The organism is Ethanoligenens sp., from assembly GCF_047718355.1.
Taxonomy (GTDB): domain Bacteria; phylum Bacillota; class Clostridia; order Oscillospirales; family Ethanoligenentaceae; genus Ethanoligenens.
Genome location: NZ_JBDNLG010000023.1, coordinates 1 through 25,071 on the forward strand (window position 1 = coordinate 1; position 25,071 = coordinate 25,071).

Below are 25,071 nucleotides of genomic sequence, written 5' to 3' on the forward strand. Positions count from 1 at the left end.
ATTAATACTGACTTTTTCTTGTAAATTGAAATTTATCACATGAATTCGACTTATAAGTTGAAAAATATTGTATACTCTATATAAATTTATGAATTATTTTCTATATACGGTAAAGTATACATTCCTGCGCGCGCCCGGATTAACTACAACAATTTCATATATGACAGCGAGGTGGTATAATAGGAGAAAACAACAGGAGGATGAGCAAAGTGATGCCGATGTCGATCGAAAATCATATTGGCAACATCGCAAGGGAGGGGTGAAATTGGTGCAATTAGACAGACCGTGCGGGTAAGCGAGTTGGCGATTTATCGTTTGTCTCAGAAAGAGTGGCAAAAGGTAAGAAACTAAAAAAACAGAGCCGCCCCGATTGGGACGACCCTGCTGTTGTGAAAAATCTAAATTATTCAGCGTCAACTTTCGCCATGTGAGAAATCAAGTCGAGCACTTTATTGGAATAGCCCCACTCATTATCATACCAGGAAACCAGCTTGTAGAACTTGGAGTTCAACGCAATACCGGCTTTGGCATCAAAGATGGAGGTGCGGGAATCGCCCAGGAAGTCAGAAGAAACAACATCTTCATCCGTGTAGCCGAGAATGCCTTTGAGGGAAGTCTCAGATGCTTCACGAATTGCTTCAGCGATAGCTTCATAGGTGGTATCGACCTTCAGCTTGACAGTCAAATCAACAACAGATACATCAAGTGTCGGTACACGGAAAGACATACCGGTCAGTTTGCCCTTCACATCCGGAATGACCAGAGCAACCGCTTTGGCAGCACCGGTAGAGGACGGGATGATGTTGCCGGATGCCGCACGACCGCCGCGCCAGTCTTTTTTGGACGGGCCATCAACCGTTTTCTGGGTGGCAGTGGTGGAATGGACGGTGGTCATCAAGCCTTCTTCGATGCCGAATTTGTCATTGATGACTTTAACCAACGGAGCCAAGCAGTTGGTGGTGCAGGAAGCATTGGAAACGACAGTCATATCTTTGGTGTATTTATCAAGGTTGACACCGCAGACGAAAGTCGGGGTCTCTTTGTCTTTTGCAGGTGCAGAGATAACTACCTTTTTGGCGCCCGCTTTGATGTGAGCGGAAGCCTTTTCAGTGGTGGCGAACACACCAGTGGACTCGACAACAAAGTCGGCACCCACATCGCCCCAAGGAATTTCAGAAGGATCTTTTTTGTCAAACAAAGAAGCTTTTTTGCCGTTGACAACAAATTTGCCGTCGCCGTCAACATATGCTTCGCCTTTGAACTGGCCGTGCATGGTGTCATATTTCAGCATGTACACCATGTAGTCAGGATCGATGAACGGGTCGTTAATCCCCACCACATCAAACAGATCCGGTTGCGCGAGAGCAGCACGGAACACAAGCCGACCAATGCGGCCAAAACCGTTGATACCGATTTTAATACCCATAAGTTTAACCTCCATAAAATAAATTCCAAATCTATTCTATATCATTTTGCAGGTTTCTGCAAGGGATTGTTAGATTTTTATCAATAATTGCTGTGCTTTCCCCTGTTTTTTCTATGTAGAAATACCAGCTTGTTTTGCTGATGCTTTTTTTGTGTGTAAAAAAACAGACCAGGCAGAAACAGGAAATATGGGGATTCTTTGCATTGGTATTTTACAGAGGTATTGAAGATGTTATAATAGTAAATAGGGATGTGAGCAGAATGCAATTCGAAGGCCTGTTTCATATGATGCGAAGTCTTTATAGTGACGCTTTGTTTCCGGCAGTGCTGACGGACGGGGTTTTGCGCATCTGTTGGCATAATCAAGAAGCTGTGCGGCAGATTCCGCTTTTGGTAAATAGAGCCAAAGAATATGAATGGCCCGATTTTTTTCCAAAAGCGGAAATTGTTGGTGAGCTGCAAAGTGGAAGGCCATTTACGTTTTATCCTAAAGACGGTGAAGGGTGTTTTCTGCTATTTTCTCCGGTGATGGATGGTTCCCAATTGGTGGGGTGCCAGGTGATGGGCGGCACCGGTAAAGAACCAGCCAGAGAGGAACTGCCCCAAACTGCCGCCCGTATTTTAAGCGTCTATGAAAAAAGCAGCAAAATGCCGCTCACCATCATTTTTTCCACATTGGCGTTGCTTGTACGGGAAACACCCGAAAATACATGAGTTAAAGGTTACCTCAGGCTCATTATGCAAAACTGTTACCGGTTGCTGCGCTTTTCAGAAACCATCACGGATATTGCAAGACTGCAAATGAACGGCGATGTCCTGCATTTGAAAAACGGCGACATCGGTTTATTTGTTCGCAATCTTTGCAATGCGGCCAATATGTTGACGAGTGAGATCGGACTGCCGATCTTGTGCAAAGTTCCCTCAAAGCCGGTTGAGGTGTGCTTTGACCCTGTGCGCCTGCAACGTGCATTGCTGAATTTGATTTCCAACGCCTGCCGATACACACGCGCGGGTAACCGGATACGTGTGCGTGTGGAATTGACAGAGAAGAATGTGGTCGTGACGGTATCGGATAGAGGGGCTGGCATAGACCAAACGCTTCTTGCGGACCTGCTCTCTTCGGATGGGTCATCTACCGCAGACGAGAATGCGTTTGTGGGTGATGGATTGGGGCTTCTTTTTGTGAAAACTGTGGTGGAAAAACACGGGGGGACACTGGCCATTGACAGCCGCATAGGGGAAGGCACCAATGTGGCATTCACGCTTCCGCTCCGAAAAAACGGAGAGGTGCCGAGCTATATGGCGCAGGAAGGCGGTCGCTATCTGGAAAACCGGTTTTCCGCCGTCTATGTAGAATTGGCGGATGTCTGCGGTGTTCCCATGCCATGAACGTACACATTATGATGGGAAATGCTTTGACCGGCTTCATGATAACATTGTAATAATATGTAGAAAATAAGAATGGCGGGCTGTTTGTATGCTCACTTGGACGTACCTGAGCAGAGTGTCCGTAACTATACAAGGCGAATCTAAGCGCATCTGTGAAAGCAGAGCGCTTTTTTGTTTGTGGACCGTTTGCGGATAAGTGCAACCGGGTGAGAGGAATAGGCATATTTTTGCGGCAGTAGATGCATGGCTTTTTGGCTTTCGGCAAGAATGAATAATAGGAATGTTTAAAACTTGTTGCCGGGAGTGTTTTGATTGAATACTATGAAAAAACCGCAGGGATATCGTAAACGGTTCAGACAGGTCTTGCCATGGTTGATTATGTCCGCATCAGCGCTATTGCTTCTGGGAGGATTGGGCCTTTATGCACTTCTATACCAGCCCGCACAACCCACCGCAAAGTCGCTGGAGGTCGTTCCATCCGACACCTTCAACATCTTGTTGATGCTGGATGCACCAGATTCCCATGCACCGCTTGCGTTTTTGCTAATCGGGCTTGATGCGACTGATAAACAATTGACGGTGATGCCGCTGCCGTCTGCACTTGCCACGGGCGGTGGTTCCACATTGTCCGAGATCTTTAACAAAAGCGGCCCTACGGATACGGCTGCGGCCTGTGCCGCGCTTTTGGGCGTACCGGTGGATTATCATTGGACGCAGGACACCACCACGTTTGCGCAGGTAGTGGACCTGTTTGGCGGTGTGGACTGTGACCTGCCGGTAGCGGCCAGTGCACGCGTCCCCCACGGCGCGCAGGTACAGGCGGTCGCAGGGCCTCAGCACCTCAATGGCGTTAAAGTGGAGGCCGTTGCCTGTTACGCCGATTATGCAAAACAGGTGGATAGGCTTAACGCACAAGGGACGGTCTTGCGGGCGCTGCTGCAACAAAAATGTAACGCGCAGAATCTGGATCCAAATGTCTTCGGTAATCTCTTCGATTTGGCACAGACAAATTTCTCTATGAACGATTTGTTGAGCAAAGGACGAGCGTTGGAACAAGCGGCGTCGCCCAGCGGGCATGTAAATGTGCTGCTGCCAGTTCTGCGCAACGGTCCAAATGCTACGTATTCGCTTTCTCCTGCAAATACAGCGCGGATTGTGAAAGCGTTTGGAAGACAAAACCGCCGATACCTCCCGTAAAAAGTAGACAAAAAATGAAACGACACGGGAGCCACAAGCCGGATATAAGAGAAAACAGCTGGTTTTGCATAGTAGAACGGATGTAAATTACAATATTCCGATTTTTGCCTTGACATCGCATAAGGCAGTGGATATAATAGAACATACATCATTACGAAAGGTCGCGTGGTCAGATGCCACGCGGCAGTTTTTATCAGGAGGAACGCGTTTATGTCTACGTTTATGCCAAAAGCGGCGGAAATTACCCGCAAATGGTACATCCTTGACGCCGCGGGCAAGCCAATCGGGCGTCTTGCCGCAGAGGCGGCCGTGCTGTTGCGCGGCAAACACAAAACGGAATTTGTCCCGCACCTGGATTGCGGTGATCATGTCATCGTACTCAATGCCGAAAAGGCGGTGCTCACCGGTTCCAAACTCGATAATAAATATTACCGGCATCACACTGGTTACACCGGTCATCTCAAGGAAGTGCGTTATCGCACCCTCATGGCCGAGCGTCCCGAAAAGGCGATTGAGCTTGCCGTTAAAGGCATGATTCCGTCTACTGTGATCGGCCGTTCCGCACTGAGCCGCCTGCGGGTCTACAAAGGCAGCGAACACGAACACGCCGCGCAGAAACCGGAAGTTTGGGCGCTTTAAAGAGGGGGAAACGCAATGTATAACGAGAAACCGTATTTCTATGGCACAGGCCGCCGGAAAAGTTCTGTCGCGCGCGTGCGCGTATATCCGGGCACCGGTACCATCACCATTAACAACCGCGATATCGATGAATATTTCGGTCTGGAAACCTTGAAACTGATCGTGCGCCAGCCCTTGGAGCTGACCAAAACGCTTGGCCGGTATGATATCGTGGCCCGTGTAGCGGGCGGCGGCGTCTCCGGACAGGCGGGTGCTGTGCGCCATGGCCTTTCCCGCGCGCTGTTGCAGGTGGGTGACGATATGCGTCCCATCCTGAAAAAAGCCGGGTTCCTGACTCGCGATCCGCGCATGAAAGAACGTAAGAAGTATGGCTTGAAAGCCGCACGTCGCGCGCCGCAGTTCTCCAAACGCTAAGTCTGGGAATTATTTATTTAAAAATGCAAAAAACGTACAATCTTTTTTCGTAGATTGTACGTTTTTTTGGCTTTATTCGACAAAAACATTTGAGGTTTTTCCTTGTTTTGACAGAACAAAACAAGATGTTCAGATCGGGCTCGCCTTGACAGGTCCCCCTCTTATGCAATATAATAGGCGAAACCCCCCACAAAAATAGAAATAGAAAACGGGGGGCAGGCGTGTTTTTCCGTGTGCCGATAAAAGAGAAATACGGAAAAAGGAGCAATGTAATCGTGAAATTTGGCCTCAGTTCCCTGCCGGAGATCCGGTGGCCGCTGAGTCGTCTGGCAAGTATGCAAAGTCTGGCAGCCCTTTACGGGCGCAGATTCCTGCAACTTGCCAGAACCCGTGTGTTTGCTATCCTGCTGTATGCCATTCTGGCATCTTCCGTCCTTACGGCGGTCGTGCTGAATGTCAAAATCGTGCAGGTGGTAGACGGAAGCGGTACGCGGACGATCTATACGTTCCGGTCTGATCCGGGCGTGATCCTCCGGCAAAGCGGCATTCATCTTTCCAAGGAAGACCGGTATGCCTTTACTGGCATCAAAAACCATTATGGACGTATCAATTTCTTCGCGGCGTTTCCTGTTCAAGTTACGTCGGACGGGAAAACACAGGAAGTCATGGCCGCCACCGGTACGGTGACGGATGTGTTGAAAAAAGCCGGTGTACACCTCAGCGCAGATGACACCATCAATGTCAAACCGGAACAGGCGGTTGCCCGTGGTTTGCATATTGTGGTTGCCCGCGTGCGATTTGAAACAAACACCGTGCAGAATCCGATTCCGTATCAGACACAGGTCACGCAGGACGCGACGTTGGTGCAAGGCACGCGCAATGTCCTCGCGGCCGGTCAGAACGGTGTTGAAACAGTGACGCTTCGTCTAAAATATGTGGACGGAAAGATGGTGGAGCAGGTCGAGACCGGCCGCTCTGTCACACCGCCGGTCAACGAGCAAGTCGTTGTCGGCACCGTTTCACCGCTCAACCTCACATCCGGGTCTGTTTCGACCAAAACCGCCAAGTCCACCACTCCTGGCGGCGCGGCGGATGGCGTTCCCGGTTCGTATTCAAAAGTATTCACCGGGCTTGCTACCGCATACACACAGGCACAGGGCACACAGACCGCCACTGGACAAAGGGTGGCGAAAGGGTTGGTTGCCGTCAACCCCAACAAAATCCCGTATGGCACGAAACTATATATCGCTACCCCCGACCATTCGTTTGTCTATGGCAGCGCGGTCGCGGCGGATACCGGCGGGTTCGTGACCAACGGCAGCGGTGTTCTTACAGACCTGTTTTTCCCGACCGAAGCACAATGTCAAACGTTCGGGAAAAGAACCGTTAATATTTATGTATTGAATTGACACGCCTCGGCACTTGGCCGCCCCGTTTACGGGGCGGTTTTTATTTGCGGCCATCACCTACATGGATGCTGTGGCAGCTGAAATGGGTGCCTTTTCAGCGCTTTTCCTTGAGAAGTTGAATTTGGGCGGCGCAGTTGGTATAATAAATAGAATGGCAAAGTTGTCATACAAAGCGGGAGGCTCCACCATGAAAAAAACGTATTATATCACGACCCCCATTTACTATACATCGGGCACGTTGCACATTGGGCACGGCTACACCACTGTGGCGGGGGACGCAATGGCGCGCTTTCGGCGGATGCAGGGCTATGACGTTCTGTTCCTGACCGGCACCGACGAACACGGCCAGAAGATTGAGGAGCGCGCGACAGCGGCGGGCAAGACACCCAAGGGCTATGTGGATGAGATCGTCGCGCAAATCAAAACACTATGGAAACTGCTCAATATCTCATATGACCGGTTTATCCGCACCACCGATGACAGCCATGAAAAAGCGGTGCAGAAGATTTTCCGTCGGCTTTATGAGCAAGACGATATTTATAAAGGAAAATATGAGGGCTGGTACTGCAAACCGTGCGAGTCGTTCTGGACAGAGACACAGCTCAAGGATGGCAAATGCCCGGACTGCGGCCGTGAAGTCAAATGGGCGGAGGAAGAGGCCTATTTCTTCCGCCTTTCCAAATATGCAGACAAACTGGTCGCACATTATAAGGCGCACCCGGAATTTATTTCGCCACCGTCACGTATGAATGAGATGGTCAACAATTTTATAAAGCCTGGTCTGGAGGATCTTTGCGTATCGCGCACGTCGTTCGACTGGGGCATCCCTGTGGATTTTGACCCCAAGCATGTGATTTATGTCTGGATAGACGCGCTTAGCAACTACATCACGGCATTGGGATACGGTTCGGAAAACGACGCCGACTACCGGAAATATTGGCCTGCCAATGTGCATCTGATGGCGAAAGAAATTGTGCGTTTCCACACCATTATCTGGCCCGCTATCCTAATGGCGCTGGATGAACCGCTGCCAGAGCGCGTATTCGGGCATGGCTGGCTGCTGCTCGGTGGAGACAAGATGTCCAAATCCAAGGGCAATGTGGTTGATCCCGTTTTGCTTTGCAACCGCTACAGTGTGGATGCCATCCGGTATTTTCTGTTGCGGGAGATTCCATTCGGTGCGGACAGTACGTTCTCAACTGAGGCGCTGCTGGGGCGCATCAACGCCGACCTCGCCAACGATCTGGGCAATCTGGTGTCCCGCACGGTGGCAATGGTGGAAAAATATTTTGACGGCGTATTGCCCGCGGCGGGAGAATCCGGGCCGTTTGACGACGAACTGCGCACACTGGCGGCGGAAACCGTCAAGGCGGTCGAAACCAATATGGATGCATTCCAGTTCTCCAATGCGCTGGCGGATATCTGGAAGTTTGTCTCCCGTACGAATAAATATATTGATGAGACCGCGCCGTGGCTGTTGGCAAAAGAGGACGCATCCCGCGCACGGCTTGCGCAAGTGCTGCGCAATTTGTGCGAATCGGTGCGGTTGATTTCCATATTTATCACACCGTTCATGCCATCCACCGCAGGAGAAATCCGCGCGCAGCTTGGCCTGCCGACAACCACACCGGACTGGACGGAAACAGCGCAGTTTGACGCACTGCCGGACGGATTCCGCGTGCAAAAGGCAGCGCCGCTGTTTCCCCGTCTGGACATTCCAGCAGAACTGGAGGCACTCTCGCAGATTGCGCCGGGCGCGGCGAAACAGGCTCCTGTGGAAAAGGCAGAGACCCCAAACGAGGATACGCCCGCCGGGGTGGCACGCATCGGCATCGATGATTTTGGCAAAGTGCAGCTGCGGGTAGCAACCATACAGACGGCGGAAAAGATCAAAAAATCCAAGAAGTTGCTCAAACTGCAGCTGGATGTGGGCGGTGAGCCCAGACAGGTGGTATCCGGCATCGCCCAATGGTATGCGCCTGAGGATTTGATGGGTAAAAAAATCATTTTGGTGGCCAACCTTGCCCCCGCAAAACTCTGCGGCGTGGAGAGTCAGGGCATGATTTTGGCCGCCGATGACGGCGACGCGGCGCGGGTGCTGTTTGTGGACGACGTTATTCCGTCCGGCGCAAAGATTCGGTGATGGGATGGATATTTTTGATTCCCACGCCCACTATACCGATGAGGCGTTTGACGCCGACCGTGCCGCTGTGCTTGGCGGCCTTCCCGCGGCGGGCATAACCGGTGTCCTAAACGCAGGCACATCGGTGGCTACCAGCACAGCCTGTATCAAGCTGGCAAAAGCTTATCCGTTTTGCCACGCGGCGGTAGGCGTCCACCCCGAAGATGTCGCGGATGCGGCTGAGGGAGACTTTGCAGAGATTGCGCGGCTGACCGCTTCATTTCCAGTGGTCGCCATCGGGGAAATTGGGCTGGATTATCATTGGGATGTCCCGCGGGATTTGCAGAAAAAATGGTTTGCGGATCAACTTGCGCTGGCGAATGAGATGAATTTGCCGGTCATCGTTCACGACCGCGAGGCACATGCCGATACGTTGGCATTCTTGCAGAAATATCGTCCGCGCGGTGTGGTACACTGCTATTCGGGCAGTGTGGAAACAGCGCGCGAATTGTTGAAGCTGGGTCTGTATCTTGGCTTTACAGGGGCAGTGACCTTTAAAAACAATCAGAAAGCGCGCGCTGTGCTGGCGTCTTTGCCGCATGACCGCGTGCTCTGTGAGACCGACTGCCCGTATATGGCGCCTGAGCCGCTGCGTGGCAGGCGCTGCGATTCCATGATGCTGACGCACACGCTGGCCTGTATAGCCGACGTGATGGGGCTTCCCGTGGAGGAAGCCGCGCATATCACCGCGAACAATGCCCGTGCATTGTTTGGGCTTGATAAAGGAGATGAAAACACATGACCATTACCTACCCGGTCAAAGACGGTCTGTATGTCAATGTGACCAACCGGTGTCCCGATCACTGCACATTCTGTATCCGCAACGAAGGGGACGGGGCATATGGGTCGAACAGCCTGTGGCTGGAGCGCGAGCCGACCGCTGAAGAAATTGTCGTGTCCATTTTGGCAAACGACTTATCTTCCTATAACGAACTGGTTTTCTGTGGATACGGTGAGCCGCTTGAGCGGCTGGACACCGTCAAAACAGTGATTCGGGAAATAAAAGAAAAAGCCCCCTCTTTGCGGGTGCGTATCAATACCAACGGGTTGGCGGATTTGATTGCGGGCCGCCCGACGGCGCAGGAATTGCAAGGGTTAGCGGATGCGGTTTCCATCAGCTTGAACGCGCCGGATGCGGCGACATACCAGCACTATTGCCGCAGTGATTTCGGCAGGGACGCATACGACGCGGTGCTGGCATATGCCCGGGATTGTATGCAGTATATCCCATCGGTGACGCTGACGGTGCTGGATCTTCTCACGCCCGCGCAAATTGAGGCGTGCCGTGCAATTGCCGTGTCCATCGGAGCAGAATTCCGGGTTCGCACGTATATTGCCTGAAGAGAACACAGCGTGCTTGACAATCTGCGTAAAAAGGCTAGGATAAAGGTTAAAAAGTAAAGAATGCGATACGGTTGCATACCATCGGTATGCGAAAATAGGGAACACGGTGCAAAACCGTGACAGCCTCCGCTACTGTGAGAAGGACTACGCCCCGTTTGTGCCACTGGGAGACCGGGAAGGCCGGGGTTGCGGATGAATTCAAGTCAGGAGACCTGCCGTATCAAGGGGACAGAGCGTCTTTCGGTGGAGGGGTGCGGTCACATGGACGGTTTCCGCGCCGCAAGGCACAAAACTACGACATGGACAGGCCGCTGTATGCGGCCTTTTTTCATGAAAAGAGCGCGTTTTGGAGATAATGGAGATGGTTTTTTGAAAAAGCGCATCACAGGGCTGTGGTTCGCGGTGCTATTCATCTGCATAGCGCTGTTGGCGGGATGCGGCAGCAAAAGCACAGCGGTGGTCGCCTCGGTGCCGGATAACGGTATTATCCGCAAGGCCGACTTCCAGCAACTGAAGCAAAGCGACAGGATTGCCATTTATCACGGCACCAGCGGCGGCGTGAAATATACATGGACGTTTATCGGGCGGGACATCCAAAAACCGGCGGATATGAATTTGAAACTGTCGGTCAAATCCGTGACAGCGGAGCAGGCGGATGCGGCACAGCAGTATCAGCAGATTACGTTTGCACAAAAGGGCGCTTTTCCGGGGGAAGCCTCCGTGAGTGTGACGCTGGGGAAAAAATGGGCCGATGGGTCGTATTTGCTGTGTACCGGCCCCCCGGACACTTTGCAGCAGACGGGTACGGCACAGGTGGTGGATGGCGTTGCGACCATCCGTTTTTCCCAAAACAAAGGACCGTATTTGCTGTCGCTAAATAAGATGGCACCAGCGGCGTCTTCCGCGTCTGCGAACGTTTCGTCGGGAGGCACATCCTCAGCCGGCGCATCGGCAGTATCTTCGGCGGCGGGCGCTTCAGGCGCTGCTTCTTCGACGGGTGCATCCGCAGGCGGGGCGACATCCTCCTCCGCGGACAAACAAACCGCTTCCAAAAACAGCGGCAGTACAGCCTCTGTGCCCTCGTCTACGCAAAACACAGGCAGCACGCTTGCCCAAGCCCCCAGCACGTCCACGTCGCAGGAACCGGCGGCTGCCACGCCCAACGCAAATCAGACTCTCCAAGTGAGTCTTTCCATCGACTGCAAGACAGCATTGGCAAACTGGAACAACCTTCCTATCAACAAGCAGGATCATCAAGTGGTGCCCGAGAATGGCATTATTTTAGGGCAGACAAATGTGACCGTGAATACAGGTGAGACTGCTTACAATCTGCTGGTTGCCGTCTGTCAGAAAAACGGCATCCAGATGGATGCCTCAGGCACAGCTCTCGGAAAATACATCAATGGTATCAACAACCTGTATGAATTTGATGCGGGACCGCTCAGCGGGTGGGAATACGAGGTCAACGGGACCTTTGGCGGCGTGGCAGTGTCACGGTACACGTTGAAAAACGGAGACGCGGTGCAGTTCCGTTATACCTGCGATATGGGCCGGGACATCGGCAACCCGCACTCTTAAGGAATACGTGGATGAACAGTTTTAAAACATACCACCCCATTGTAAATTTTGCATTTTTCGTAGCAGTGATTATCTGCACCTTGTGGATGATGCACCCTGCTTTTCTGGCAATTTCCCTTTTGGCTGCGTTCCTCTATCCGCTGCTGCTGAAAGGCGCGCGTGCACTGCGGTTTAATCTGCTGTTCGCACTGCCAATGCTGGTGGTGATCGCCGTGCTTAACCCGCTGTTTGTCCACCAAGGCATGACGATGCTGTTTTACATCAACGACAATCCCATTACACTTGAAGCCATCTTGTACGGCGTGGCGGCAGCTGTGATGCTGGTGAGCGTGCTGTTGTGGTTTTCCTCTTACAATGAGGTGGTGACGTCGGACAAGTTCCTGTATCTGTTTGGGCGGGCGATGCCTTCGCTGGCGCTGTTGTTGTCGATGACGCTCCGACTGATCCCCCGCTTGAAAACGCAGATTGGAAGAATATCGCAAGCCCAAAAAGCCATTGGGCTGGGCGCTGGCACGGGCAATGTATTCCAGCGGGCGCGAAATGGGCTGCGCATCCTTTCCATCCTTATCACATGGGCGCTGGAGAACGCGGTGGAGACAGCCGATTCCATGAGAGCGCGGGGCTATGGCCTGCGCGGGCGGACGGCATTCTCGATTTTTCGGTTTGACCGGCGGGATGCGGCGTGTTTGGCCGTGATCGGGGCGGCGGCGGCCGTCTGCATGGCGGGGCAAGCGGCAGGCGCAGCTTATGTCCAATACTACCCTGATGTAAAATGGGTTATGCATCCATTTACTATTGTGATGGCGGCTGCTTACGCCTTATTGTGCTTCTGGCCGGCTGTTTTGGAAATACGGGAGGGATACAAGTGGCGCTCATTGAAATCGACCGTTTGAGTTTTACTTACCCCAAAGAGCGAAAAAAAGCGTTGGACAACATCTCCCTGACCATTGAGGAGGGTGCGTTTTGGGTTCTGATTGGTGCTTCCGGTTCCGGGAAAAGCACACTGGCACGGCACCTTAAGCGGGAATTAACCCCGTTTGGCAAAACAGACGGCGAGGTCCGGTACGATGGAAAGCCGCTGAAAGCGCTGGATGCACGCACGGCAGCCACAGAGATTGGATTCGTGCTGCAAAATCCAGAAAACCAGACCGTGACGGACAAAGTCTGGCACGAATTGGCATTCGGATTGGAGAGCATAGGGCTTTCCACGCCGGTCATCCGTCGGCGCGTGGCTGAGATGGCCAGTTTTTTCGGCATACAGGCGTGGTTTGAAAAAGATGTACACACGCTTTCGGGTGGACAGCTGCAAATGTTGAATCTTGCTTCGGTGATGGTGATGCAGCCGCGCGTGCTGATTCTGGACGAGCCAACCTCGCAGTTGGATCCAATCGCCGCCGCAGACTTTCTGGAAACTGTGCGGCGCATCAACCGCGCACTGTCGGTGACGGTGGTGCTCACCGAGCACCGGTTGGAGGAAGTTTTTCCAATGGCTGACCGTGTGGCCGCATTGGAGGATGGGCGTATTCTTCAATGCGATTCGCCCCGAAATATCGCAAAAACTTTTGCGGTGGGCGGCGGCCGTCACCCGATGTTTGCGGGATTTCCGGCGGCAGCGCGCATTTATGCGGGGGCGGGAGGCACCGGTGACTGTCCATTGACCGTGCGTGAGGGGAGCAAATGGCTGAAAGACCGCTGTACGGGAGCGTCGGCTGAAAAACCGGCAGAATCATCTGACTGTAGGGAAATCAGCCGGCAGGAACCTCCTGCTGTGCGGCTGCGGGACATTTGGTTTCGATATGATAAAAAAGGACGGGACATCCTTAAAGGGATATCGCTGGACATTCACAGCGGGCAGATTGCCTGCTTGCTTGGCGGAAACGGGGTGGGCAAAAGTACCGCGCTGGGGGCGATTGCCGGGCTGCATCGGCCATACCGCGGCAAACTGGAGCTGTTCGGCAAGAGCATCACAAAGTACGACAGCGAAGAACTGTATCATGGTGTTATAGGGATGCTGCCACAAGACCCGCAGCTTTTGTTTGTAAAAGATACCGTGCGTGAGGATCTTGCGGAAGCGGCAGACAACGCGCGGTTGACCGAAGTGGTTTGCAAAATGGGCTTGGAGGGGTTGTTGGAACGCCACCCGTATGATCTGAGCGGCGGCGAACAGCAAAAAGCGGCGTTTGCAAAAGTGCTGATGCGTTCGCCCGGAATCATCCTGCTGGATGAACCCACAAAAGGGCTGGATGCGCATTTCAAAAACGCTTTTGCAGCCATTTTGAAACAACTGGCACAGGCGGGAACCACTATTTTAATGGCAACTCACGATCTGGAGTTTGCCGCCGCCTATGCTGATACATGTCTGTTGTTTTTCAATGGCACGGTAGTGTCTCAGGATGCACCCGCTCCCTTTTTTGCGGGCAACAATTTTTATACCACGGCGGCGAACCGGATTGCCCGCCGGGTCTTTCCGGATGCAGTTACATGTGAGGAGGTGTCGCACCGGTGCCAAGCAAGAGAAAATCCCTGCGGCTGACGCTGGCAGCAGTGCTGCTGGTTGTGATCATCCCGTGTGTTCTTGTGGCAGGCGTGTTGTTTGGCGACCGTAATTATGCCATCACCAGCCCAGTCATTTTATTGCTCTCCATGCTGCCCTTTTTTTTCGCATTTGAAAAGCGCAAGCCAAAAGCGCGGGAACTGGTGCCCATCGCGGTTATGGCAGCCATTGCAGCGGTGGGCCGTCTGGCATTTGCCGCACTGCCGCAATTTAAACCCATTGTGGCAATTGTCATCATCACGGCGTTTGCGTTCGGGCCGGAGGCGGGTTTCCTGACTGGAGCGGTTTCCATGCTTGCCTCCAACCTGTTTTTTGGACAGGGGCCATGGACGCCATGGCAGATGTTTTGCTGCGGTATCATCGGATTCCTTGCGGGTCTGCTGCGGCAATCCGGCTGGCTGAAACGCCGTTGGAGCATCTGTGTATTTGGGTTCTTGTCGGGATATCTGTATGGGATGATTATAGATATCTGGTCGGTCGCGGCATTTACCAGCCACTTTACATGGCAGACCCTGTTTGCGGCCTATGTATCGGGTTTCCTTTTTGATACCATCTTAGGGGCGGCGACGGCCTTTTTTTTATTTGTTCTGGAAAAACCGTTGGGCAAGAAGTTGGAACGTATACGCGTAAAATTCGGTCTGCTGGAGCAGACCGAATAGATGTGCATAAAAAAGCGGCGAGCCGCTTTTTTAATGAGGATGCATATTTGTGTACTGCAATCAATTAGTTGAATGAATTACATATGCTTTATTTAACCCAATATACAAATCACAACAAAGGCCGGGCAGTTGTCTGGTCTGCTAAATAAAGGAGCGGTTCCATACAGCTCTATTAAGCAGAAAGCAGAAATAGACATCCGCATCGCCTTCCGGTTTTCCGTGTGTCTTTCCTGCCATTGCTGCCGTGGACAGCTTACCCACCCAAGGAATTTGTTTATACACGGGGTGGAACCTAATAAGATCAAGCATCGTATCCTTCGCTTATATTTCTCTCGACTACCGATTGCTGAGATGCCCAATAATATGCCGTACATCTTCTTCAAGCGCATTCAAACGATCAGTAGCTGATTTTATATCATCACCTTTGGCGGTCAAATAGCACTTGAATTTAGGCTCTGTGCCGGAAGGCCGAAGCACGACCTCAGCACCCTGCTCCAACTCAAATACAAGCACATTGGATTTGGGGAGAGAAAGCGTTTTACTTCCACCAATCTGCTTATTATAGGATACTGAGTATAGGTAGTCAGTTTTTGTGTCTACAGCCAGCCCTGCAAAGGAGTTATATTGATCGTTCCTAAATGCGTTCTCAATTTTTTGCATGACAGCCTGACCTTCTTCTCCCTCAAAAGAAAAAGAAAGCAATTTGTGTTTCCAACAACCATATTTTTGATAGAGGCGGATTAACGCGTCCAACAATGTCATGCCCTGTTTTTTGTAGTAAGCTGCCATCTCGCATATAAGTACAGACGCAGAGACCGCATCCTTATCCCGTACATAGGTGCCAAGCAGATAGCCGTAACTCTCTTCAAAGCCAAATACATACCGGTTTTCTTCACCCTTTTGTTCGAGACGGCCAATTTGCTCGCCGATAAATTTAAAGCCCGTCAGTGTATCAATGATTTGCACATTATATTCAGAAGCAATGGTGTATGCCATCGCTGTTGTTACAATCGTTTTAATCGCAACTGGGTTTTTCGGCATCAGATGGTGGGCCTGCTTTTGTGAAAGGATGTATTCAAGAAGCAAACACCCCGTCTCATTTCCGGTCAATAACACATACTCGCCTCTGTTATCTCGAACCGCGATCCCTACGCGGTCACAATCCGGGTCGGTAGCAAGCAATATGTCTGCGGGATTCTGTGCCGCAAGTTTCAACGCCACATGAAAAGCGGCACGTTCCTCAGGGTTTGGTTTTGGACAAGTTGAAAAACTTCCATCTGGTTTTTCCTGAGCAGGAACAACACAGATGTTTTTAAAACCGCATGCAGTCAAAGCCTGACGCACAGGTTTGTTTCCCGTACCATTTAGGGGTGTATAAATAACTTTTAAATCTGTTTGTTTTAATAGTTCGGGATGAATTGTGCAGGCCTTAGTCTTTTCTATAAAGGATTGCATAAGACCATCTTTTATCCATTGAACTTGACCCGCATTTACCGCCTTTTTAAAATCAGTTGTTTTAGTGTCCGCAAAAATGCGAACCTTTTCAATACAAGACAATATGTTCGTAGCAGCTTCTAAAGTGATTTGGCAACCATCTTTTCCGTAAACCTTATATCCATTGTATTTTGCGGGGTTGTGGCTGGCGGTTATTACAATTCCAGCATCACAGTGCAACGTGCGCACAGCATATGAAAGGACAGGTGTAGGTGCTAATTCTGAAAACAGATGGACACAGCATCCATTGGCCGCTAAAACAGAAGCTGCCGCCTGTGCAAAATCCTCAGAATGGATGCGACTGTCATAAGCAATAGCTACCGAAGGAACACGATCCCGTACCGTTTTTTTTAAATAATCTGCCAGCCCCTGTGTGGCTTTACTGACCGTGTAATAGTTCATTCGATTGCTGCCAGCGCCTAAAACCCCGCGCAGTCCGCCAGTACCAAATTCCAAGTCACGATAAAAGGCGTTGTGTTTTTTCCTTTCATCCATATCATAAAGTTCTCTTTTTAAATCAGGATCTTCTACGGTCTCTATCCACTCTTTATATGCAAGTTCACTATCCATTTGTCTTTATAACTCCCATTTGTCTGAATATCATCACAGATATACTATAGCCGCTGCATGGTTTCCGTAAGTACGTTTCGTGAGTACGGAACGGCCGCCTGCCGGTGTCCCGGGCTCACGTTGTCTGCCTGAGGTCCCGATATGCCGTACCCCATTCCTGGAGCGCGTTGATTACCGGGCGAATCGACACCCCGCATGGCGTCAGCGAGTACTCCACACGTGGGGGAATTTCCGGGTAAACTTTACGCGAAACGAGCCCGTCCTTTTCCAATTCCCGCAGCTGAAGTGTCAGCGTGCGGTGCGTAATCGCAGGGATCAGGCGTTTCAGTTCAGAGAACCGCTTGGTCCCGTCTAAAAGCCGAAATAAAATAATCCCCTTCCACTTGCCGCCGATGACGGACAAGGAAGTTTCCACCGGGCACTGGGGGTGTATGGTTGCCGCTCTTACCTTTTCCAAATCCATTCGCATATCCCTCGCAAATATACGGTATACTTATAATACTGTATATAAAAAATGTGCATTCTTACAATTGTATCCCATAGGTATTATACTACAAATAGTGAAAAATGAAAGGATGGTTGGTAAGAAGCTATGAAGAATATCGAAGAAATCAAACAGAAAGTGCTGGATGCCTATGCATTCCGTCATGCGTGCAAAGAGTTCGATCCGGCCAAAAAAGTCTCGGATGCCGATTTTTCCTATATTCTGGAGACCGGAAGGCTTTCTCCCAGTTCGTTCGGGCTGGAACCTTGGAAGTTTCTCATAATACAGGACCAGGCTTTCCGTGAAAAACTGATGCCGGCGGCATGGGGAGCGCAAAAAAAGCTGGAGACCGCCAGCCATTTCGTGGTGATTCTGGCTCGAAAGGCAAAGGACCTGCGATATGATTCGCCGTATTTCCACGATTTTATCCGCAATGTAAAAAAATTGCCCGACGATGTTGCGCAGGGAATGACAAACGCGGTGGAAGGTTTTCAGAAAAACGATTTCAAACTGCTGGAAAGCGACCGTGCCATGTTCGACTGGGCCTGCAAGCAAACCTATATCGCATTGGGAAATATGATGACGGCTGCGGCCTTGATTGGCATCGATTCCTGCCCAATGGAAGGCTTTGATCGGGCAAAAGTAGAAGAGATAATGACCGGTGCGAAATTATATAAACCTGAGGAATTCGGCGTAGCTTGCATGGTCGCATTTGGCTACCGCGCAGCTGCGCCCGCTTTTCCACAGACGAGGCAGTCGGCCGCGCAGGTGGAAGAGCGGGTTTGAGCACAGCTTTCACGCGGGCAGCATCACATGATTGATGGATCACATTGGAGGGAAAATCATGTTGGAAAAAATGCCGGAATTGACACTGAATGACGGCTTGCGTCTGCCGGCTATCGGTTTTGGCACTTATCAGCTGAATGGCCTACAGGGTGTAGAGGCAATCAAGCGGGCCGTGGCGGTCGGCTATCGGCTTCTGGATTCGGCGTTCAACTATGAAAACGAAGGGGCAGTCGGTAAAGCGGTGCGGGAATGCGGCGTTCCCAGAGAGGAATTGCGCATCGCCTCCAAATTGCCGGGCCGTCATCACCGTTATCACGAGGCCATCGCTACGGTGGAAGAATCACTCTATCGTGCGGGTCTGGATTATTATGATCTTTATCTCATCCATTGGCCGAATCCCAAGGAAAATCTGTATGTGGAAGCATGGCAAGCCATGATTGAGGCCCAAAAGCGCGGCCTTGTCCGGTCTATCGGCGTGTGCAACTTTCTCCCCCATCATCTGGAACGGATCATCCGGGAAACGGGCGTTGCGCCCAGTGTGGACCAGGTGGAGCTTTATCCGTTTTTCAATCAGGCGGAGCAACGGAAATGGAATAGCGAGCATGGGATTCTGACAGAATCCTGGAGCCCGCTCGGGCATGCCAACCATATTTTGCAGGACGAAACCATTGTGGCAATTGCTAAGGAACATCAAAAAACCGTTACGCAGATCGTACTGCGGTGGCATATCCAGTTGGGAGCCCTGCCAATTCCCAAAGCGGTCTCTGAGGCACACCAAATGGAGAATCTGAACGTTTTCGATTTTACGCTGACGGACGCGGAGATGGAAAAGATCAACGCGCTGACCCGCCCGGACGGTCGGACGGCGAATCAAGACCCGGATGTCTATGAGGAATTTTAACCTCGTCTTTGCTGAAACCGAAATGGGGGGACCGTATATGAAGTTTTGCTGGAGCACGTTGTACGTAAAAGATTTGGATGAATCTGTCCAATTTTATCAGAAAGAAATCGGGCTTGATCTTCTGCGCCGTTTCAAAGAAGGCAAACAGGTTGAAATTGCCTTCTTGGGAGATGGAACAACACAATTGGAACTGATTCATGATACTTCCCGCCCGGGCGGCGAGGTGGGCAAAGACATTTCATGGGGCTTTGCTGTGGAGTCTCTTGACAAGACGTTCGACAAAATGAAAGCGAGCGGGGCAAAAATCCTTTGCGACCCCGTTCAGCCCGCCCCGCACGTGCGCTTTTTCTTTATGGAAGACCCCAATGGGTTCAAAATTCAAATTGTGCAGAATCTGTAGCTCATCAACGCGGATGTATTATTCTTTGACGCACATCTGCCGTGCAGCTGGTTTTATAGGAGCTGCACGTTGAAAGCCCACATAAATACAGGTACAACAAAAGACCGGCGATTTTAAATCGCCGGTCTTTTGTTGTAAGGTCTGGTTATGATGGCCCCATTCAGGCCGATATTGCCGCTATCATGGGTGTCACTGACCGACAGGGTCGGAAGTACAACCAGATCAGTCAGAAGCTTGGCGATGCCGACAAGCAGAAAATCAAATCCGCGAGTTAAGCGTGGATTCTGCCGCAAAGTATGACGCAAAAAGAATTAGCCGAACAGTTACATGTTACAGATGAGACAGTTTCAAAATGGGAAAAGGGAATGGATTAACACTCCAGTATCTGCTTTAAACCGCCTGTTCTGCGCGTTTTGCAAGCCAATTCGCAAACCTCAGACAACTTTCAACCGGTTCAGATACTGAAAACCGTGCAGTTCCTTCCAAAATTTATGGGGAGTGCGGTTCGTATATTCCTTAAAATCACGGATCATATGCGATTCATCCGCATACCCCAAATCAAACGAAAGCATCCCTAAATTCAAGTCTTTGCTGTCCCGCAATCGGTTGCACATATCGCTCAAGCATTTCTGAAACCGAACGATTTTACAAAATTTTTTGGGTGGAATGCCCATTTCCGCCTTGAACATCCGGTTTACATACCGCACAGAATATCCGGAAGTATCCGCGAGATCCTCCACCCGTATATTGCCACTGCTGTTGAGTATTTGGTTAATCAGATACTTTTTTAGACCAAAACTTTTGTCTTTATTTAATTGATCCTGCAAACTCTTTTTATAAAAATTCAAAAACATGTCAATCTGGCTTTCAAAACTCTTCTGTTGTCCAATTAGTTCGGCCAAATTGATGTGTTTTCCCACATTATTCAAAGGAATGACCTGGTTGATGGTCTCTGCCATGCTTATGTCTGTAACTAATGGCAGATTTCCGGGAAGAAAACGAACCCCAAAATAATAATATCCGGGAATCATCTCGAAAGCGTGCGGTAAAAGGGGGGAGCCATAAAGATATGCGCCCAAGTCGTTTCGATGGGGATCATGATGGAAGATAATATCTGTACACACATCAGGTACAGACGTTTCGATCTGATGTGTGTCCTCGCTCTGGTGGAACCGGTAAAAATGTGAGATCCCGTATTGGTTGATTACCCTTTTATAATAGGTACTCGCACATTTTACCATGAACGGTTGCCGTGGCAACATTGTGTCGCAAGAGGCCTTACAGATCACTAACCCCACTCCCTTCGCGCGGCTTAACCGGCACTCATACCATCTCGGGTTTGTTCCATAAGCAAAGTTTCTGTCCTATACCTTTTCGAAGCGCATTCTCATAAACAACCTTGCCCCAGGCGATATCCTCAACTGGCATCCCTCCCACGGAATACAAGATGATTTCATCATCACTCTGGCGGCCTGGCTTCCTACCGTTTATTATATCACCAAGATCGATCACTTGGGAAGAGGCGATTTTCTTTTCATGGATCAAATCCGTAAATTTTGAACCTATGATCGTAATCGGGCCAAAGGTCGGATAGGGATATTCCTCTGCCCAGGCTTTATAAAGCTTAAAGTTATCCACCACCTTGGTGCACCGGTATGCCAGAAAGTCATCATCGAAATTGACAGTGGCAGGCAAGCAGAACAGCGCTCCCTTTTTGATCCATTTCTCCTCGATGAACGTATAATCCGCCACATCAACCGGGCTGGATGTGGCAACGCACACGATATCACTGTCGCGCACAGCGGCTTCTACCGTATCCACCACCTCAACATTTTGGATGGTGGGGCATTCTTCCCGCACAAACCGCATAAATGCATCCAGCGATTTTTTACCTCTGCCTTTGACTTTTACCGTATCCAGCTGCGGGCAGACGCAGGTGAAGGATCTGAGCGCTGTTTTCCCCATAACACCGGGTCCCACAATGCCAGCCACCTTAGCATCTTTTCTTGCCAGATAGCGCGCACCTACACCCGGAAACGCGCCTGTCCGGTATGCACTAATCAGATTGGCCGACATCATCGCAACAGGGGCACCTGTTTCCTTGTCGCTGAGGATTAGCATCAGGATCGACCGAGGAAGGTTTTTTCCCTTGTTTTCAATATTGGAACCATACCATTTCACACCCGCCATATCAAACTCGCCGCCCAGGTATGCCGGCATTGCCATAAACCTGCGGTCACAGCCATTTTTGGGCATGTTGGGGAACTCCGGTTCGTCTGGGAAAGACACCATCGCGCCGTGTGAATTGTGGTTGTTTCCGCTCATCATATAATCGCCGACATTGAGCAGCTTGACCACTTTTTCCATAACGTCCACGCATTTTGCCATATCCTTGACACCGGCCGCCACCATATCTTCTTCACTCAGGTATAAAAATTCGATTCTGCCTGTATCATTCATTTTATATACTCCATTCAACCAACATCATGCATATCCTTTGCGATCAAACACCTTTGTTCCTTTTAATAGGCTATTATAAGAACGGGGTGCGCAAACGTATAGAAAAGATCGGCATATCTCTTAAATTTTTGCTTTAAACCGATCATACCGCAAAGGGGAGAGATCCACGGTGGTTCTGCCTTCCATAACCCACATTGCAAGCTGATATCCCACTGCGGGTGCAATGCCAAAACCATGGCCTGAAAAACCGCAGGCCAAAATCAAGCCCGGCACTTCCTCTACATGGCTGATGACCGGCACCCGGTCTACACACATATCCATCCATCCAGCCCATGTGCGAATGATTTTCGCATTTTTTAGCCGTGGGAGATACCGCATGATGCCACGGCAGATGCACGAGGCTGTGATACTGCTAGTTACTGGTGTTCCATTGTCTTTTGTATACCCCTCCAAGCCGCTGTTACCGCCAAAAACAAACGAGCCATGGTCACTCTGGTGTCCATAAAAATCGGCTTCTGCCGTACCAAGCATCTGCCAGAACATGGGCGGCTGTGCTTCGGTTACAAGCGCTTCAATCAACTCCGCCTGCATCGGGATGTCAATATCGACGGAAGCCGCAATTTTTCTGCTTTGCAGGCCGGCCGCAAGGATGACAGAATTTCCCTCAAATGTATCATGGGCTGTTATCACCTGCCGCAGCCGGCCTTTTGTCTTTTTCAGGGCAACCACGGCCTGCCCTGTCAAAAAGTGCACGCCCAATTCCCTTGCGCGTTTATAATAACCAAGCGTAGCAAGCAGCGGATTGGCATGGCCGTCCGTCGGGCACCAGCTTGCGCCGATTACCTCGCCGGACAGGTGTGGGTTGATTGCCCGCACCTGCGCATCGGACAGCATTTCCACATGCACACCGCAAGCATTTGCCGTATCCGCCAGCTTTTTCAGAACTGCCAGATGCTTTTCGGTTTTTCCAAGGCGTAGATTGCCGTCCTGGTGATATTCTACATCGACACACAATTCCTCGGAAAGTGTCGGCCAGAGGTTTTCAATCCCGAATTTTGCCAAAGGCAATTCTCTGCTGTCCCGCCCGGACTGTCGCACACCACCGCCGTTGCGGCTGGAGCTCCCATTTCCGATGGAATCGTCTGCTTCCAAAACAATGACGGAGGCGCCTCTTTTTCTAAGGTAATAGGCTGCCGCGCAGCCGATAATGCCGCCTCCGACCACAATCACGTCCGCTGTGTTCTTATTCACCACCAGAACCCCCCTCCGTTTCGTCTGCCAGCACCCGCATTTCTGTAGGTCTCATGGGAGCACGGGAGGCGGCCGGCTCCAGTATGGCCGGTGAAATGTGCAGTTCCTTCGCCACCAAACTCTTTACAATCCGCGCGCAGGTTTGCCCTTGACAAAGACCCATGCCGCACCGCAGGTAACGCCGAATTTCCGTTATCGTGCGCATACCGTCATGCACTGCTTTTCGGATCTCTCCTTTTGTGATCTCTTCACAGCGGCAGACAAGGAGATTGTCGTCTTTCTCCGTCTGGAATGGTCCAATATCTACACTTCTGTCATGGATTGCGTCCATCCTCACACCTCCCCTTTTCGATAGAAACGGACTTTTTCTGCAAATGGCGCAGGCACGCGCAGCGTGACCAGACTGGTGTGGTCAAAAGGTGCGGCCTCCCGCATTTCAAGGATTTCAACAGGGCAAAGTGTCGCCCCATCTCTGCCAAGACCGACCCCTTTTTCTCCTTTTGCCGGGCGGGGCAGAAATTCATAAGGAATGGTCACACTGGCAAACCCCGGTGCATAGTCTGCATTGACCAGGAAGATGGCCTGCCCCGGGCAGGACGCAACACACAGTCCACAGCCACTACAGATACTGTCGTCTTCCACAGCCGGGAGCGAAGTGATTTTTTCCCCGATCCGAATACACCCTTTTGGGCACACATCTTGGCAAGGGTTGCAGGGAATATTCTGCGTGCATTCGATGACGGGGTGGATACCGTGTTTCTGTAAGGTGCCGGGATAGATTCCCGCTTCCTCATCGGTTAGGAAACCTTTCTCAAGCAGGGTGGCTGACACTGGCAGTCCTTCTTCTGTCACACGCACGGTTTTACCACGGTTTTGCGGTGCGAACATTCCCTGCCGCAGGCTTTCAAGCGATTTTTTCAGGGTGTCGATCTCCTCCGCCTTTTCCTCGTCCTCAAGGAAGCCAAGTGCATGAGCAGCGGAAACACCGGCAATTTTTCCTTTAATCATGGCGGAACTTGCTTCCTCGATCCCGCTCACATCGCCGCATACAAAGAGCCCGGAAACGGAAGTTTCCCCATATTCGTCGGCAACGGGCACTTGCCCCCCTTTTTTCGGGTCGTCCTCCATCCGGCAACCCGCCATTTTTACAAGCTGTGACATGGGAGAAAGCCCAACCGCCAAGCAAATGGTATCCACATCAAAATGCTTTTCGCTGCCAGGCACAATGTTCCAAGAACTGTCCACTCTGCCAATTGTCACTCCAGTCACATGGTCGGTGCCTTCTGCTTTCAAAATGGTGTAGGGCAGATAAAATGGGATGCCTGCTCTAGTCAGTTTGGCTGCGTGAACGCCATATCCGCCGATCCGGTGGGCAGCGTCCACTACTGCGGCGATCTCACAACCACATTGCAGCAGCTGGAACCCCACAACCAAACCCACATTCCCGCTGCCAAGCATAAGAACACGCTTTCCAGGGCAAAGGCCATGCAGATTGAGCATTGTCTGCGCCGCGCCCGCCCCGATAACACCGGGCAACGTCCATCCGTCAAACATGACCATATTTTCCGAAGCACCAGTGGCGACAATGACGGTGTCACCCTTGTAATGCCTGATTTGGTCGACGGATTTCACGGTCACTTCCTTATCCTGATAAAGTCCCATCACAGTGGATTGAAGATACACGTTCACATCCAGTTCCGTAGCTTCTTGCAAAAGCTTTTCGCCTATTTTGAAGCCGCGGATCTTTGCCTGATGCTCTTTTGAACCGAAAAATTTATGGATCTGTTTGAAAAGCTGCCCACCCGGCCGCTCGTTTTCATCGAACACTGCGACCCGCATTCCCCGTTTTTTCGCCTCGATAGCTGCGGAAAGGCCTGCCGGGCCAGCCCCCACTACAATCACATCGTATCTTGTCATGGTAAAGATTTCTCCTCT

Annotated in this window: 25 protein-coding genes and 1 riboswitch; of the genes, 17 read left to right on the top strand and 8 right to left on the bottom strand. The window is 51.0% G+C overall.

Going from position 1 to position 25,071, the window contains the following annotated elements; translation table 11 throughout:
• Nucleotides 1-403: 403 nt before the first annotated feature.
• Complete coding sequence (gap, locus tag ABF463_RS05335; protein WP_415532529.1) at nucleotides 404-1,426, bottom strand: type I glyceraldehyde-3-phosphate dehydrogenase; 1,023 nt, start codon at nucleotides 1,424-1,426, stop codon at nucleotides 404-406.
• Between the two features lie 260 nt (nucleotides 1,427-1,686).
• Between gap and ABF463_RS05340 the strand changes: the two genes are divergently transcribed.
• The 13 genes from ABF463_RS05340 to ABF463_RS05400 all read left to right on the top strand — a co-directional run bounded on the left by ABF463_RS05340 (nucleotide 1,687) and on the right by ABF463_RS05400 (nucleotide 14,790).
• A complete protein-coding gene (locus ABF463_RS05340) occupies nucleotides 1,687-2,139 on the top strand; it encodes a hypothetical protein (protein WP_415532530.1) in 453 nt (150 codons plus the stop codon).
• A 24-nt stretch (nucleotides 2,140-2,163) separates the two neighbouring features.
• Nucleotides 2,164-2,814 carry a sensor histidine kinase gene (locus tag ABF463_RS05345; protein WP_415532531.1) on the top strand — a complete coding sequence of 217 codons (651 nt, stop codon included), beginning with the start codon at nucleotides 2,164-2,166 and terminating at the stop codon, nucleotides 2,812-2,814.
• A gap of 321 nt (nucleotides 2,815-3,135) precedes the next feature.
• Nucleotides 3,136-4,011: an LCP family protein gene (locus ABF463_RS05350; RefSeq protein ID WP_415532558.1), complete on the top strand. Its 876-nt coding sequence runs from the start codon at nucleotides 3,136-3,138 to the stop codon at nucleotides 4,009-4,011.
• A gap of 210 nt (nucleotides 4,012-4,221) precedes the next feature.
• Complete coding sequence (gene rplM, locus ABF463_RS05355; protein WP_415532532.1) at nucleotides 4,222-4,650, top strand: 50S ribosomal protein L13; 429 nt, start codon at nucleotides 4,222-4,224, stop codon at nucleotides 4,648-4,650.
• Nucleotides 4,651-4,665: 15 nt separating this feature from the next.
• Nucleotides 4,666-5,064, top strand: coding sequence for a 30S ribosomal protein S9 (gene rpsI, locus ABF463_RS05360; protein ID WP_415532533.1), 399 nt, complete (start codon nucleotides 4,666-4,668; stop codon nucleotides 5,062-5,064).
• Between the two features lie 275 nt (nucleotides 5,065-5,339).
• Complete coding sequence (locus tag ABF463_RS05365; RefSeq protein ID WP_415532534.1) at nucleotides 5,340-6,473, top strand: G5 domain-containing protein; 1,134 nt, start codon at nucleotides 5,340-5,342, stop codon at nucleotides 6,471-6,473.
• Nucleotides 6,474-6,660: 187 nt separating this feature from the next.
• Nucleotides 6,661-8,616 carry a methionine--tRNA ligase gene (metG, locus tag ABF463_RS05370; protein ID WP_415532535.1) on the top strand — a complete coding sequence of 652 codons (1,956 nt, stop codon included), beginning with the start codon at nucleotides 6,661-6,663 and terminating at the stop codon, nucleotides 8,614-8,616.
• Nucleotides 8,617-8,620: 4 nt separating this feature from the next.
• Complete coding sequence (locus ABF463_RS05375; RefSeq protein WP_415532536.1) at nucleotides 8,621-9,397, top strand: TatD family hydrolase; 777 nt, start codon at nucleotides 8,621-8,623, stop codon at nucleotides 9,395-9,397.
• A complete protein-coding gene (locus tag ABF463_RS05380; RefSeq protein ID WP_415532537.1) occupies nucleotides 9,394-9,996 on the top strand; it encodes a TIGR04100 family radical SAM protein in 603 nt (200 codons plus the stop codon). The genes ABF463_RS05375 and ABF463_RS05380 overlap by 4 nt, the downstream gene beginning before the upstream one ends.
• 54 nt (nucleotides 9,997-10,050) lie before the next feature.
• Nucleotides 10,051-10,234: riboswitch (cobalamin riboswitch) on the top strand.
• Nucleotides 10,235-10,368: 134 nt separating this feature from the next.
• Nucleotides 10,369-11,577, top strand: a complete 1,209-nt coding sequence (locus ABF463_RS05385; RefSeq protein ID WP_415532538.1) for a DUF4430 domain-containing protein — start codon at nucleotides 10,369-10,371, stop codon at nucleotides 11,575-11,577.
• 11 nt (nucleotides 11,578-11,588) lie between these two features.
• Nucleotides 11,589-12,470, top strand: coding sequence for an energy-coupling factor transporter transmembrane component T (locus tag ABF463_RS05390; protein WP_415532539.1), 882 nt, complete (start codon nucleotides 11,589-11,591; stop codon nucleotides 12,468-12,470).
• Nucleotides 12,443-14,110 carry an ABC transporter ATP-binding protein gene (locus ABF463_RS05395; protein ID WP_415532540.1) on the top strand — a complete coding sequence of 556 codons (1,668 nt, stop codon included), beginning with the start codon at nucleotides 12,443-12,445 and terminating at the stop codon, nucleotides 14,108-14,110. Before ABF463_RS05390 ends, ABF463_RS05395 begins: the two co-directional genes overlap by 28 nt.
• Nucleotides 14,080-14,790, top strand: coding sequence for an ECF transporter S component (locus ABF463_RS05400; RefSeq protein WP_415532541.1), 711 nt, complete (start codon nucleotides 14,080-14,082; stop codon nucleotides 14,788-14,790). Before ABF463_RS05395 ends, ABF463_RS05400 begins: the two co-directional genes overlap by 31 nt.
• A 336-nt stretch (nucleotides 14,791-15,126) precedes the next feature.
• Here the strand turns inward: ABF463_RS05400 and ABF463_RS05405 are convergent, their stop codons facing one another.
• Entirely contained in the window at nucleotides 15,127-16,854 is a 1,728-nt protein-coding gene (locus ABF463_RS05405) for a phospho-sugar mutase (protein WP_415532542.1), read from the bottom strand.
• 115 nt (nucleotides 16,855-16,969) lie between these two features.
• The gene (locus ABF463_RS05410) at nucleotides 16,970-17,317 is read right to left on the bottom strand and encodes a winged helix-turn-helix transcriptional regulator (RefSeq protein WP_415532543.1); all 348 of its coding nucleotides are present in this window, start codon (nucleotides 17,315-17,317) and stop codon (nucleotides 16,970-16,972) included.
• Nucleotides 17,318-17,446: 129 nt separating this feature from the next.
• On the opposite strand from ABF463_RS05410, the gene ABF463_RS05415 reads away from it, so the two are divergent.
• From ABF463_RS05415 to ABF463_RS05430, 4 genes are all read left to right on the top strand, one after another.
• Nucleotides 17,447-18,124 (top strand): NAD(P)H-dependent oxidoreductase, encoded by a 678-nt coding sequence (locus tag ABF463_RS05415; RefSeq protein ID WP_415532544.1) that lies wholly within the window; start codon nucleotides 17,447-17,449, stop codon nucleotides 18,122-18,124.
• Between the two features lie 58 nt (nucleotides 18,125-18,182).
• The gene (locus ABF463_RS05420) at nucleotides 18,183-19,025 is read left to right on the top strand and encodes an aldo/keto reductase (RefSeq protein WP_415532545.1); all 843 of its coding nucleotides are present in this window, start codon (nucleotides 18,183-18,185) and stop codon (nucleotides 19,023-19,025) included.
• A gap of 37 nt (nucleotides 19,026-19,062) precedes the next feature.
• The gene (locus ABF463_RS05425; protein ID WP_415532546.1) at nucleotides 19,063-19,425 is read left to right on the top strand and encodes a VOC family protein; all 363 of its coding nucleotides are present in this window, start codon (nucleotides 19,063-19,065) and stop codon (nucleotides 19,423-19,425) included.
• Between the two features lie 296 nt (nucleotides 19,426-19,721).
• Nucleotides 19,722-19,799, top strand: coding sequence for a helix-turn-helix domain-containing protein (locus ABF463_RS05430; protein WP_415532559.1), 78 nt, complete (start codon nucleotides 19,722-19,724; stop codon nucleotides 19,797-19,799).
• A gap of 60 nt (nucleotides 19,800-19,859) precedes the next feature.
• Here the strand turns inward: ABF463_RS05430 and ABF463_RS05435 are convergent, their stop codons facing one another.
• The 5 genes from ABF463_RS05435 to ABF463_RS05455 all read right to left on the bottom strand — a co-directional run bounded on the left by ABF463_RS05435 (nucleotide 19,860) and on the right by ABF463_RS05455 (nucleotide 25,053).
• A complete protein-coding gene (locus tag ABF463_RS05435; RefSeq protein ID WP_415532560.1) occupies nucleotides 19,860-20,687 on the bottom strand; it encodes an AraC family transcriptional regulator in 828 nt (275 codons plus the stop codon).
• 61 nt (nucleotides 20,688-20,748) lie between these two features.
• On the bottom strand, nucleotides 20,749-21,885 hold the full coding sequence (locus ABF463_RS05440; RefSeq protein WP_415532547.1) for a tyramine oxidase subunit B: 1,137 nt from the start codon (nucleotides 21,883-21,885) through the stop codon (nucleotides 20,749-20,751).
• Nucleotides 21,886-22,005: 120 nt separating this feature from the next.
• Complete coding sequence (locus tag ABF463_RS05445) at nucleotides 22,006-23,136, bottom strand: NAD(P)/FAD-dependent oxidoreductase (protein WP_415532548.1); 1,131 nt, start codon at nucleotides 23,134-23,136, stop codon at nucleotides 22,006-22,008.
• Nucleotides 23,129-23,467, bottom strand: a complete 339-nt coding sequence (locus ABF463_RS05450) for a (2Fe-2S)-binding protein (RefSeq protein ID WP_415532549.1) — start codon at nucleotides 23,465-23,467, stop codon at nucleotides 23,129-23,131. Before ABF463_RS05450 ends, ABF463_RS05445 begins: the two co-directional genes overlap by 8 nt.
• Before the next feature lie 2 nt (nucleotides 23,468-23,469).
• On the bottom strand, nucleotides 23,470-25,053 hold the full coding sequence (locus ABF463_RS05455) for an FAD-dependent oxidoreductase (RefSeq protein WP_415532550.1): 1,584 nt from the start codon (nucleotides 25,051-25,053) through the stop codon (nucleotides 23,470-23,472).
• Nucleotides 25,054-25,071 lie beyond the last annotated feature (18 nt).